Origin of the sequence: Pantoea sp. (assembly GCF_039594315.1) — a bacterium.
GTDB lineage: Bacteria > Pseudomonadota > Gammaproteobacteria > Enterobacterales > Enterobacteriaceae > Pantoea.
On record NZ_JBCNNP010000014.1, the window covers coordinates 1 to 11,497 of the forward strand.

13 protein-coding genes are annotated in these 11,497 nt (G+C 54.1%); 7 read left to right on the top strand and 6 right to left on the bottom strand.

Annotation, left to right across the window (positions count from 1 at the left end):
* From prfA to kdsA, 5 genes are all read left to right on the top strand, one after another.
* Positions 1 to 1,067, top strand: a 1,067-nt coding sequence (gene prfA / locus ABDW13_RS10960; protein WP_343552594.1) for a peptide chain release factor 1, incomplete at its 5' end; no start/stop codon positions are given.
* On the top strand, positions 1,067 to 1,900 hold the full coding sequence (gene prmC, locus ABDW13_RS10965) for a peptide chain release factor N(5)-glutamine methyltransferase (protein ID WP_343552595.1): 834 nt from the start codon (positions 1,067 to 1,069) through the stop codon (positions 1,898 to 1,900). The genes prfA and prmC, both read left to right, overlap by 1 nt.
* Positions 1,901 to 1,909: 9 nt before the next feature.
* The gene (locus ABDW13_RS10970) at positions 1,910 to 2,308 is read left to right on the top strand and encodes a SirB2 family protein (RefSeq protein ID WP_343552596.1); all 399 of its coding nucleotides are present in this window, start codon (positions 1,910 to 1,912) and stop codon (positions 2,306 to 2,308) included.
* Positions 2,305 to 3,114 carry an invasion regulator SirB1 gene (gene sirB1, locus ABDW13_RS10975; RefSeq protein ID WP_343552597.1) on the top strand — a complete coding sequence of 270 codons (810 nt, stop codon included), beginning with the start codon at positions 2,305 to 2,307 and terminating at the stop codon, positions 3,112 to 3,114. The genes ABDW13_RS10970 and sirB1 overlap by 4 nt, the downstream gene beginning before the upstream one ends.
* Before the next feature lie 30 nt (positions 3,115 to 3,144).
* The gene (kdsA, locus tag ABDW13_RS10980) at positions 3,145 to 3,999 is read left to right on the top strand and encodes a 3-deoxy-8-phosphooctulonate synthase (protein WP_343552598.1); all 855 of its coding nucleotides are present in this window, start codon (positions 3,145 to 3,147) and stop codon (positions 3,997 to 3,999) included.
* A 76-nt stretch (positions 4,000 to 4,075) separates the two neighbouring features.
* Here kdsA and chaA read toward each other — a convergent pair whose 3' ends face one another.
* On the bottom strand, positions 4,076 to 5,167 hold the full coding sequence (chaA, locus tag ABDW13_RS10985) for a sodium-potassium/proton antiporter ChaA (protein ID WP_343552599.1): 1,092 nt from the start codon (positions 5,165 to 5,167) through the stop codon (positions 4,076 to 4,078).
* A gap of 308 nt (positions 5,168 to 5,475) precedes the next feature.
* Here chaA and ABDW13_RS10990 point away from each other — a divergent pair, with 308 nt between their 5' ends.
* On the top strand, positions 5,476 to 5,745 hold the full coding sequence (locus ABDW13_RS10990) for a hypothetical protein (RefSeq protein ID WP_343552600.1): 270 nt from the start codon (positions 5,476 to 5,478) through the stop codon (positions 5,743 to 5,745).
* An 11-nt stretch (positions 5,746 to 5,756) separates the two neighbouring features.
* Positions 5,757 to 6,428, top strand: coding sequence for a gamma-glutamylcyclotransferase (locus tag ABDW13_RS10995; RefSeq protein WP_343552601.1), 672 nt, complete (start codon positions 5,757 to 5,759; stop codon positions 6,426 to 6,428).
* A gap of 4 nt (positions 6,429 to 6,432) precedes the next feature.
* On the opposite strand, the gene ABDW13_RS11000 is transcribed toward ABDW13_RS10995, so the two are convergent.
* The 5 genes from ABDW13_RS11000 to tagF form a co-directional block, all read right to left on the bottom strand.
* On the bottom strand, positions 6,433 to 7,851 hold the full coding sequence (locus tag ABDW13_RS11000) for a serine/threonine-protein kinase (RefSeq protein WP_343552602.1): 1,419 nt from the start codon (positions 7,849 to 7,851) through the stop codon (positions 6,433 to 6,435).
* Positions 7,852 to 7,916: 65 nt separating this feature from the next.
* Positions 7,917 to 8,867 carry a hypothetical protein gene (locus ABDW13_RS11005; protein ID WP_343552603.1) on the bottom strand — a complete coding sequence of 317 codons (951 nt, stop codon included), beginning with the start codon at positions 8,865 to 8,867 and terminating at the stop codon, positions 7,917 to 7,919.
* Positions 8,868 to 8,877: 10 nt separating this feature from the next.
* The gene (locus tag ABDW13_RS11010; protein ID WP_343552604.1) at positions 8,878 to 9,654 is read right to left on the bottom strand and encodes a PP2C family serine/threonine-protein phosphatase; all 777 of its coding nucleotides are present in this window, start codon (positions 9,652 to 9,654) and stop codon (positions 8,878 to 8,880) included.
* Complete coding sequence (gene tagH / locus ABDW13_RS11015; RefSeq protein WP_343552605.1) at positions 9,651 to 10,763, bottom strand: type VI secretion system-associated FHA domain protein TagH; 1,113 nt, start codon at positions 10,761 to 10,763, stop codon at positions 9,651 to 9,653. Before tagH ends, ABDW13_RS11010 begins: the two co-directional genes overlap by 4 nt.
* A 32-nt stretch (positions 10,764 to 10,795) precedes the next feature.
* Entirely contained in the window at positions 10,796 to 11,494 is a 699-nt protein-coding gene (gene tagF, locus ABDW13_RS11020) for a type VI secretion system-associated protein TagF (protein ID WP_343552606.1), read from the bottom strand.
* Between the last annotated feature and the right edge of the window lie 3 nt (positions 11,495 to 11,497).

The following is an 11,497-nucleotide window of genomic DNA, read 5'->3' on the forward strand; positions in this document are numbered from 1 at the left end:
TTGCCAAGCTGGAAGCGCTCCAGGAACGCCACGAGGAAGTGGAAGCGTTGCTGGGCGATGCCGGCGTGATTGCCGATCAGGATCGTTTCCGTGCGTTATCACGCGAATATGCCCAGCTTAGCGACGTAACCCGTTGTTTCCGCGAATGGCAGCAAGTGCAGGAAGATGTCGAAACGGCCGAAATGATGCTGGACGACCCGGAAATGCGCGAAATGGCGCAGGAAGAGTTAAAACTGTCACGCGAGAAGCGCGAAGAGTTAGAACAGCAACTGCAAGTGCTGCTGCTGCCAAAAGATCCCGATGATGAGCGCCCCTGCTTTATCGAAGTGCGCGCCGGGACTGGCGGCGATGAAGCGGCGATTTTTGCTGGCGATCTGTTCCGTATGTACAGCCGTTACGCCGAAGCGCGTCGCTGGCAGGTGGAAATCATCAGCGCCAACGAAGGTGAGCACGGCGGCTATAAAGAAGTGATTGCGCGTGTGATTGGCGATGGCGCTTATGGTCGCTTTAAGTTTGAATCGGGCGGCCACCGCGTGCAACGCGTGCCGGAAACTGAATCGCAAGGCCGTATTCACACCTCAGCTTGCACCGTTGCGGTGATGCCGGAACTGCCGGAAGCAGAGATGCCGGAAATCAACGCGGGCGATTTGAAAATTGATACTTTCCGTTCGTCCGGTGCCGGTGGTCAGCACGTTAACACCACCGATTCCGCCATTCGCATCACCCACTTACCAACCGGTATCGTGGTTGAATGCCAGGATGAGCGTTCGCAGCATAAAAACAAAGCCAAAGCCTTGGCAGTATTGGGCGCGCGTATTCACGCTGCTGAAACCGCTAAGCGTAATGCCGCTGAAGCCTCAACGCGCCGCAATTTGTTGGGCAGTGGCGATCGTTCCGACCGCAATCGTACCTATAACTTCCCGCAGGGCCGCGTCACCGATCACCGCATCAACCTGACCGTTTATCGTCTCGACGAAGTAATGGAAGGCAAGCTGGATACGCTGATTGAGCCGATTGTGCAGGAATATCAAGCCGATCAGCTGGCTGCACTGGCTGGACAGGATTGATGAACATCCGTCGCTGGCTGCAACACGCTGTGGTTGCGCTGTGTGGCGGCGATAGCCCGAAGCGTGATGCCGAGATTTTACTTGGCTTCGTGACGGGCAAATCGCGCAGTTGGATCGTGGCGTTTGATAACGCAGAGTTGGATGACGCGCAGATAGCCCAATTGAATGCGCTGCTGGCGCGACGCGTCGAGGGCCAGCCGATTGCGCATCTGGTTGGTGAGCGTGAATTCTGGTCGCTGCCGCTGCGTGTTAACGCGGCGACGCTGATTCCGCGTCCCGATACCGAAGTGTTGGTCGAACAAGCGTTAGCACATTTGCCAGCTAACGCCGCCTCGCTGCTGGATCTCGGCACCGGCACCGGCGCTATCGCTTTGGCGTTAGCCAGCGAGCGGCCAGATTGTCAGGTCATCGGCTGCGATCGTATTCCCGCCGCGGTGGAACTGGCGCAGGAAAACGCACAGCGTCTGCACATCAATAATGCCCAGTTCATACTCAGCCACTGGTTTAACGATCTTCCCACTCGACGTTTTGACCTGATTGTCAGCAATCCCCCTTATATCGATGCCGCAGATGAACATTTGCAGCAGGGCGACGTGCGTTTTGAGCCGCTGAGTGCGTTGGTGGCCGACGATCAGGGTTTGGCCGATTTGCGTTACATCATTCACACCGCGCCGCAGTGGCTGCAAGCTGGCGGCTGGCTGCTGCTGGAACACGGTTGGCAACAAGGTGAGGCCGTACGCGCCATTATGACGCAGCACGGTTATCACGCGGTGAGTACCGTTGACGATTACGGCGGCAATCCGCGCGTCACGTTAGGACAATTTTTTCAATAAGGAAGCACCATGGCGAGCTGGTATCCCCTGATTAAACATTTTCATCTGTTGACGGTAGCGATTACCATCAGCCTGTTTTTACTGCGTTTTTACTGGCAGTGCACCGGTTCAGCGCTGCTGCAACGCAAGTGGGTGCGCATTGCGCCGCACATCAACGACACCTTTTTGCTGCTAAGCGGCGCATTGCTGGTGATGATTACCCACTTTTATCCGTTCACGCCACAAGGAAGCTGGCTGACGGAGAAGCTGTTAGCGGTTATTATCTACATCGCCTTAGGTTCCGTGGCATTGAGCCGTCGCCCACGTAAAATGGGGACCCGTTGGATCGCTTGCCTGATTGCAATCGTTGCATTGCTGTTTGTGATCAAGTTAGCGATGACCAAAATGCCGTTATTGGGGATTGTATGACCTCGCCAGAGCAACTCGATTACAGTGAAACACCGTTGAGTGAAGCGGTGATTGGCGCCACATGCGCCATACGTAATGATTTTTCCGCGCCGTCAGTGCAACAGCAGTTGGCGGCGTTAGTCGATGAAGCCCGCGCATTCATCAGCAATGAAAAGGATGCCGATCTGCAGCTCGAGAAGCTGCTTGAGCTGTTCTATCGTCAATGGGGATTTGGCGGCGCCAGCGGCGTCTACAATCTGTCTGACGCGCTGTGGATCGACAAAGTATTGAAGAGTCGTCAAGGTACTGCGGTATCGCTGGGCGTGATTCTGCTGCACATTGCCGATGAGCTGGAATTGCCGCTGATGCCAGTCATTTTCCCGACGCAACTGATTCTGCGAGCAGATTGGCTCGACGGCGAAATGTGGCTGATCAACCCGTTTAACGGTGAAACGCTGGACACCCACACGCTGGAAGTATGGCTAAAAGGCAATATCAGCCCAACTGCGAAGCTGTATAACGATGACCTCGACGAAGCAAAAACCGTCAACGTGATGCGCAAGATGCTGGACACCTTGAAGTCCGCATTGATGGAAGAGAAGCAAATGGAACTGGCGCTCAACGTGAGCCAGGTTCTGTTGCGTATCGATCCTGATGATCCCTATGAGATTCGCGATCGTGGTTTGATCTATGCGCAACTTGAGTGTGAACACATCGCGCTGACCGATTTGACCTATTTTGTTGAACAGTGTCCTGAAGACCCGGTCAGCGAAATGATTAAAGTGCAGATTCACGCTATTGAACAGAAACAGGTCACGCTGCACTAAGCGCGACCCGAAAACAGGAAAGGAAAGGGCATGACACAGAAAGTAGTGAAAATCGGCGATATCAAGGTCGCAAACGATCTGCCATTCGTTCTCTTCGGCGGCATGAACGTGCTGGAATCGCGCGATCTCGCCATGCGCATCTGCGAACATTACGTGAAAGTGACCGAAAAACTCGGCATTCCTTACGTGTTCAAAGCCTCTTTTGACAAAGCTAACCGCTCTTCCATCAAATCCTATCGCGGTCCGGGTTTGGAAGCGGGCATGAAGATTTTCCAGGAGCTGAAGCAGACCTTTGGCGTGAAAATCATCACCGATGTGCATGAAGCTTCACAGGCGCAGCCAGTGGCGGATGTGGTGGATGTGATTCAGTTGCCTGCGTTCCTCGCACGCCAGACCGATCTGGTGGAAGCGATGGCGAAAACCGGCGCGGTGATCAACGTGAAGAAACCCCAATTCGTTAGCCCAGGACAAATGGGTAACATCTACGACAAGTTTGTCGAAGGTGGTAACGATCAGGTGATTCTGTGCGATCGCGGTAGCAACTTCGGTTATGACAACCTGGTTGTCGATATGCTCGGCTTCAACGTGATGAAGAACGTTACGCAAAACAGCCCGGTGATCTTCGACGTCACGCACGCGCTGCAAACCCGCGATCCGTTCGGCGCGGCATCGGGCGGTCGTCGTGCACAAGTGGCTGAACTGGCACGAGCTGGTATGGCGGTGGGCATCGCTGGTCTGTTCATCGAAGCGCACCCAGAGCCAAACAGCGCGAAATGCGACGGTCCATCCGCGCTGCCGCTGGATAAGCTGGAGCCGTTCCTGGTGCAGATGAAAGCGATTGACGATTTGGTGAAAGGTTTCCCAGAGCTGGATACCAGCAACTGATTGTTTTCAGATGTGAAAAAGGCGCCGATGGCGCCTTTTTTTATTTTCTGATCACCCTAAATGGCAACCGACAACGTTAAAGCATAATCGTCAACAAATACCCTGCAAACAGCGCCAGATGCGCCGCGCCGTTCAACACGTTGGTGCGTCCGGTGGAGAACGAAATGTGGCACAGGATCAGCACCGCACTCATCATCACCATCTGCGGCGGCTCAAGACCAAATACCAGCTGCTGACCGGTTAAAGTGGCAATGATGGTCACCGCAGGAACGGTCAATGAAATCGTCGCCAGCACCGAACCAAAGAACAGGTTCATCGCACGCTGTACCTGATTCATCAATACTGCTCTGATCGCGCCCAATCCTTCTGGCGACAGAATCAATAGCGCGACCAGGAAGCCGGTGAACTGTTTTGGCGCATCCATGGTTGTCAGCAAGCTTTCCAGTGGATTCGCATTCATTTTGGTCACGCTGATAACCGCAATCAGGTGCACGATCAGCCATGCGGTGTGCCACAACGAACTGTGCGCAGAAGGTTTGCCGTGATGCGGATCGCCATCATCGCCTTCATCTTCATGCTCATAAATAAACAGGCTTTGGTGGGTTTTGGTCTGAATCAACAAGAACACGCCATACATCGCCGCTGAGATCGCTGAGATAATCAGTGCTTGCGTAGTAGTGAAATTGCCGCCAGGTAATGCATTGGGGAACACCAGTACAAGAATCGCCAACGGGAAAATGGCAATCATGTACTGTTTAACGCCCGCCAAATTGACGTACTGCGTAGCAAACTTGCGGCCACCGAGCAGCAGGGCAAAACCAACCAAACCGGCGGTGACAATCATGATGATCGAGTAGAGCGTATCGCGCATCAGGGCGGGTGCGGCATCGCCAGTGGCCATCAGCGCGGAGATCAGGCTGACCTCCAAAATCACCACGGAAAGACTCAGAATCAGCGAGCCAAACGGTTCGCCTAAACGGTGTGCCAGCACATCGGCGTGACGCACTACGCTAAAGGCACTGCTTAAAATGGCGACCAGCGCCAGTAAGTTGATGCCGATCACCGGCAATAGCGCTGTCTGGTTACCGAAGAAGCTCAGCACCGCCAGCGCAGCGACAGGGAAGATCAGTGAGTATTCCGTATGGCGGGTTTTTTCATGTGCAGGCATTTACCATCCTCTCCGGCAAAAAGAACAAATCAGGCATTCATTGCCTGATAAATATAATGAGTTTTCTAGCGCTTAGCAGTTTAACTTTTCATCAGCCTGACTGCTGAGGCTTTACGCGATTTTACCAAAACGGAAAAATAGCCATAACATGATGAAACCCAATGTTATCGTCAGATAAAGCCTAATTTTCATTATGTTGAGGAAGGGTTTAAAAACATATAAATCGACGATATAAGTGATTAATCCTCAATATAACTATTACTTATCTCACTTTATATTTATTTCCTATTTATTGTGGCCGAAAATCGATGTTTACCCGGCTTGAGGCTTCAATGCCAAGCCATCCACAACTTGAGCACGCCGCAGTGATTGCGGCACGCTTCGCAATTATTTGCGCGTTATTCAAGTTCCTCGCCAGGCAGCCGATGCTATTTACAAACAATTTCCCTTTTGTGATCGGGGTCAATCTTGAAATTTTTGTTAAAAATGAATTAATGTCTTTTATTAAGACGATGCAGTTAGCGTCGCCTGTAGACATCATTTCAGAGAACCACACCAATAAGATGTCAGCGCAGTAGAGGAGACCACAGTGTTAACGCGGGAATTTTTGTTAAAAGCAGATTGTAAAACATCCTTCGGCGATATCGATGAAGCGCTGTTGTGGAGCTGCGAAAAACGCGCGGCTTCGTTATCCGCGACGCTGGCGTGTCGTCCTGACCAAAGTCCAGTGTGGATTTTTGGCTATGGTTCGCTGATGTGGAACCCTATTTTTGAAGCAGAAGAAGTGGCATCGGGTCGACTGGAAGGTTGGCATCGCGCATTTTGCCTGCGTCTCACCGCTGGTCGTGGCACCGTGACCGCGCCTGGCCGCATGCTGGCGTTGAAAGAGGGCGGTTCAACCAGCGGATTGGCGTTCCGTCTGCCGGAATCTCGCTTGCATGATGAACTTGAACTGCTGTGGAAGCGCGAGATGATCACCGGCTGCTATTTACCCACCTGGTGCGAACTGGAGCTGGATGATGGGCGCAGCGTCACTGCGCTGGTGTTTATCATGGATCCGCGTCATCCGCTGTATGAAAGTGACTCTTGCCGCCGCACTATTGCGCCGCTGATTGCGCAGGCGAGTGGGCCGCTTGGCACCAACGCGCAGTATCTCTACGCGCTGGAGCAAGAATTAGGTAAGCGTGGCATGCAAGAAGACGCGTTAACGCGGTTGGCCGCCGAGGTTCGCGCGCTACAGCAGAATACCGCAGCGCGTTAAGCGATTATTGTGCGGGATTAATCAGCCAGGTTCCGGGTTTATCAATGGTCAGCGATTGGCTGTGCACTTCGCTGCCATTGTGAACTTCAATACGGTAATTTCCCGCAGCCAGATTCAATGACGCAAAGCCGCTGGTTGACGGTTTGACATCTTTAGCTTCACCATTCAGCACCACGTTCTCTCCCGCTTGCAAGCGCAGATAAACCGTTGCCATGGTCGGCGCACTAGTCGCCGCATTGCTGTTTGCTGCCGCAGGCGGCGCGGCTGGCGTGGTACTGGCAGCCACTGGCGGCACATCGCTATGACGATTGGTTTTCCACACCACCAAAATCACCGCCAGCAGTGCGACGGCGGCAGCCGCCACTAAGCCCGGCGACAAGCGGCGCACGTTGCGCGGCGTTAACGGTTCTACAGATGCAGAGGCATGATTGACCGCCAACACTTGCGGCTCTGGCGTCACCATTACAGGTTCAGCAGGGGCGACAGGTTCAGCCACGGCCGGGAAGGTGGTCGACAGAGCCTCCACATCGCTCACCGGCAAATCAATCAAATTGGCGAAGGCATCAATGCTTTGCGGACGATCTTGCGGCTTCATGGCTAACGCGCAGTCGATAGCGTGCAGCAGCGGCAGCGAATAGCCTTCTGGTTTACGTTCTACCAACGGCTGATAATTATCTTCGATGCAACGCACCACGCTGACCGGCGGCGCATGGCCGGTGATCAAGTTGTGCAGCACTGCGCCTAACGCGTAAATATCGGTCCACGGACCTTGCTCGATTTCACCTTCTTCGCTGTATTGTTCAATCGGCGCAAAACCGGGCTTCAGCATGATCTCGGTTTCGTCAGACAGGTTGCCGATCTCTTTACGTGCTGAACCGAAATCCAACAATACTGGCAGCTGATTTTCCTGAATCTGAATATTGTCTAAAGAGATATCGCGGTGCAGATAACCAGCGGCATGAATGGTATCAATGGCACCAAACAGCGGCGGCAACAGGCGGCGAATCCAGCTTTCATCAATGCTATCAGGGCTAGTGATTTGCCACTCTTTCAGCGTCATGCCGCTGTAATACAGCGTGCCCATGTAGGCGGTGCCATTCTCTTCCCAGAAGCGCAGCACATGCAGCAAACCCGGATGATTGAAGCGCGCCAGCAGACGCGCCTCCTGGATGAAGCTATTGCGACCGGCGGTGAACAGTTTATTAAAACGTTCGCCACGCAGTTCCAGCGTCATATCAGCCGCGCGAACTGCCAGTGAAACCGGCATGTACTCTTTGATGGCGATGGTACGCTCGAGCTGATGATCCCAGGCACGGTAAACAATGCCGAATCCGCCGCCGCCAATCACTTCCTTGATTTCAAATTCATTAAACCGGTAGCCCGCAGGCAGGGCGTTAGGTGTATGGTTTTCGTTTGCCGACATAGTGAACTCTCTGAACACGTCCTGTAGCGCCCCGCCAAGTTCTTGACGGTAGCGACGACCGCTAATTAATTAATGTTACGCCAGGCACCAATCGCCGGATCGGCCAGATCCGCATGCAGGGTGTCAATCAGTAACACAGTCACTTTTTGCTGTGGCATAAATTGCGGCGACCACACGCCGCGTAACGTCTCAACCCGCTGTTTGATCGTATCGTTATCTTGATCCGCGGTTTTATCCATCTTTACTAACAACGTGCCATTGAAACGCCAGACATGTTGTTGCGCGTCAAACGGCAGCACCAGCCAGCTATCCTCGGCATCCGGGCGCGAAACAATCATGCGCTGATTATTCACCGAAACCACTTCCAGCGGCGGCCCGCTGAGTTTCAGGTTAGCGATCGGATAGCCTTGATAGAAATTCAGCGCCACGCTACGAGCTTTGCCATCGCTCATCAGCGTCATGTCGCTTGGGCCTTCCAGCCAACCTTCGGTCGAGCAGTGCTGCTGTGGGTTGTCTGGGATGAACAGCGATTCACCTTTGTCATCCCACCAGGTACGGAAATGGCAGCCGCCGGGCAGGGCAAAATGCTGCAATGGCGTGCTATCTGCCGGGCGCGACAGATCGAGCGGCGCAGCGTTATTGGCGGTGGCGCTGGCAGTGGCATCGTTCAGGACAATCGGACGCCAGTTCTGCAATTTAGCTGCGCTACCGTTTGCTAACACGCTGCCGTCTTTGTTGGTCATTTGCCACGGAAGCTCATCCAGCAAGCCGCATTGATTCGCCAGCAACGTGCCGACGCGCGGCAAGAAACTGGTGAGAATACTGGAATCGGTGCTTTTACCCGACACAATGCGCAACGGTAGCGTCTCTTTACACCAGTCGTTTGGCGCCTTGCTGGCCACGTCATCAATGTAGACTTCCAATGACAGGCTGGGTGAATACACCACTCGATAATCTTCTGCCTGCGCATTAAAGGCCAGCAACAGGGTTGCAAAGCCCGTCAACCACACTTTCATAAGAGTCCTATCAATAACGTGACGGCATAAAACGTGCCGCATCAGCCTGGGAGTAAAGCAGCGTCGCTTCCTGCGGTTCGCCAATCCAGACTGCCAGGGCGCTGAGATTGTCGCTTTTCACACTGCGGTTAACGGCTTGTTCCATCAAAGTCAGCCACTCTTCGCAGGCATTCACCATGCGCAGTGCCAGTTCCATTTCGTGGGTGGTGAGATTGAGCCAAAATCCGTCGCTGCACACCAAAAACGCATCGCCGTCGGTCAAGGCGATCACCTCGCTAAAGGTGGCCGGACGGGCGGGCTCAATACCGAGCGCATTATAAAGTAAATTACTGTTAATGCCGGTATTTTCATAGCCCGCTTCGCGCAATTGCTGGGCCAAACTGTGATCGCGTGTGACCTGATTTAGCACCCCATGACGGAAGTGATAAACCCGGCTATCACCAGCGTGCGCCCACCATGCGAGCTGTTTTTCACGGTCAATAAATAGCGCGGCAAGGGTGGTGCTCATGCGTGAAAAATTCGGATTGTTTCCCTGCGCTTCAACCAGCACCTGCTGGCAGCGTTCAATCGCTGCACGGGTGCTTTCTGGCGTGAATACAGCACTTTCATGCAGCTGTTTCAGCAAGGTGTCACGCACCAACTGTGCCGCCATATCGCCGCCGGGCAGGCCAGCAACGCCATCGCACACTAAAAAACAGGCTTTGTGATCATCTAACTCAGCGCCGGTGCGATCTTGATTTTCATCGCGCATGCCTTGCTGGCAGCGGCTGGCAAACATCATTTTCATGCGTCTTCAGTCCGCGTTTGGGAATCTTTGTACTGATTCACTTCCATATCGTAGGCATGCAGGAAGGCTTCACCGAACAGCGTGTGGAAGTCATCTTCGATCTCGCCAGCGGTGCGCTGATAGTGGCGCGAGAAATAGTCCCACAGCGCTGCTTTACGCCCGCCGCTGAACGCCAGCTTTGGCAAAACGCCATCTTTGCGCGCTTCCTCTTCCAGGCGCTGCGGATTGAAGGATTGCAGCATCGCCGCAATGATGGCGCGGATGCCGGCAATCATACCGAGCTGATGCGCCTGCAAATCGACCAGCGCATCACGCACCGCTGGTTCTGGCGGCATAAAGCCGGGCATCTGGCTTTGGTACATCTGCATCAACACGGTTTTGCCCGACGGCAAAATTTTGAAGGGATTATTCGCTTCATTGAGGATCATCGTCATGTCGGCTTTCACGCCGCGTTTGAGAATCGAACGCGAAGACAGCAGGGCGACGGTGCCTTGGGAAAACAGGCTCAGCATGCGTCCGGTGACGCGCATTTGCTCTTCGGTAATGGCGGTTTGATGGCCGTTATTCAGCCCCATCCCTTCCAGCAACGCGGCAATGAGTTTGTCTTGATCGACACCCGGCTGCACGCTGGGCAACGTTGGCGCATCGCTTTGCGGATCAATCGCCAAACGCGGGTCGTTGCGGCGTTCCTGGCGTGCGGCGGGTTCGGGAACGATCTCCGGCTCCTGCAACATGCCCAGCGGATCTGCATGACTCTCAGCAAACAATGCCAGCGGATCATCATGCTGACCATTAAGTTGAAGGGGATCGCGCACTTCCAATCCATAATCGCCAATTTGCAGCGTATCGCCATCGTGCAGCGCCACTTGCGATCCGCGCGCCAACGCGACGCCATTCAGCACCACCGAGGTGACGCTGCCTTGATTGGTCAAGCGGCATTCACCCTCTGCAGACAGGTGCACCAGCGCCTGCAAACGCGATATTGCGCGCGATTCATCAGGCAAAACCAAATCGTTATCTTGACTGCGGCCAATGGTGCCGCCGGGCGGTTTAAAGGCAACCGTCTTTGCGGGCACATCCGTATTGCACTGCACAATGGTAAATTGCATGAGTCATCCCGTTACGAGGCAAACGCCACGGCCTATTCAAACATCGGTGGATAGAGGCCGTTGCGGCCCGGCTGTGCACCAGACGCCGGGTTAAATAACAGCGAAAAAAGTTGCGCAGTAAGCGGGCCACTGTGTTTATGCGTGGCATGACCAAAACCGTCACTGCGATTACTCCACCAGTAGCTAATGTGCTGCTGCGGATCGAACCTGTCAGCCACTTCACGCCAGCTTAGCGTGCAGGGTAAATCTTCAAAACCAATCACATCCATGATGTCGCTGCGCTGAGTATCCGGCACCAGCAGCGGTGATAAGTGTTGCATCTGCTGTTCCAACGCGTCGGGATTCAGCCGGTCGCGCACCGCATGTAGCAGCAACGCGCCTAACTCCTGAAACCAGTCGCCGGAAACGCCCAGTTGCGAACTGTGCCAGCTATTTACTGGAAAACTGCGCAACGCCAGCAGCGGCCACGCGCGACCTACGCGATCGCAGGACGGCAATAAGCAGCCCATCTGCACGTGCTGGCGTAATGGCGAGAGCGGCAACACAAAGTTCCACACCGGCGCGCGCAAAAATTGTGCGGTATTGGCATCCGGTTGCTGATGCCACTGCATCAAACCTTGCTGAAACCAATGACTCCAGGGCGTCACGGTATTTTCACTCAGACGCTGGCGCAAAAAATCGCCGGTTGCCGGTAATTTGCCATACCAGCCAGGCGCAGTGTGTGTCGGCATCGT

Excerpts from the sequence above, each read along its gene's own strand:
- prmC (WP_343552595.1), top strand. The coding sequence starts at position 1,067 with ATGAACATCCGTCGCTGGCTGCAACACGCTGTGGTTGCGCTGTGTGGC.
- ABDW13_RS10970 (WP_343552596.1), top strand. The coding sequence starts at position 1,910 with ATGGCGAGCTGGTATCCCCTGATTAAACATTTTCATCTGTTGACGGTA.
- sirB1 (WP_343552597.1), top strand. The coding sequence starts at position 2,305 with ATGACCTCGCCAGAGCAACTCGATTACAGTGAAACACCGTTGAGTGAA.
- kdsA (WP_343552598.1), top strand. The coding sequence starts at position 3,145 with ATGACACAGAAAGTAGTGAAAATCGGCGATATCAAGGTCGCAAACGAT.
- chaA (WP_343552599.1), bottom strand. The coding sequence starts at position 5,167 with ATGCCTGCACATGAAAAAACCCGCCATACGGAATACTCACTGATCTTC.
- ABDW13_RS10990 (WP_343552600.1), top strand. The coding sequence starts at position 5,476 with ATGTTTACCCGGCTTGAGGCTTCAATGCCAAGCCATCCACAACTTGAG.
- ABDW13_RS11000 (WP_343552602.1), bottom strand. The coding sequence starts at position 7,851 with ATGTCGGCAAACGAAAACCATACACCTAACGCCCTGCCTGCGGGCTAC.
- ABDW13_RS11005 (WP_343552603.1), bottom strand. The coding sequence starts at position 8,867 with ATGAAAGTGTGGTTGACGGGCTTTGCAACCCTGTTGCTGGCCTTTAAT.
- ABDW13_RS11010 (WP_343552604.1), bottom strand. The coding sequence starts at position 9,654 with ATGAAAATGATGTTTGCCAGCCGCTGCCAGCAAGGCATGCGCGATGAA.
- tagH (WP_343552605.1), bottom strand. The coding sequence starts at position 10,763 with ATGCAATTTACCATTGTGCAGTGCAATACGGATGTGCCCGCAAAGACG.
- tagF (WP_343552606.1), bottom strand. The coding sequence starts at position 11,494 with ATGCCGACACACACTGCGCCTGGCTGGTATGGCAAATTACCGGCAACC.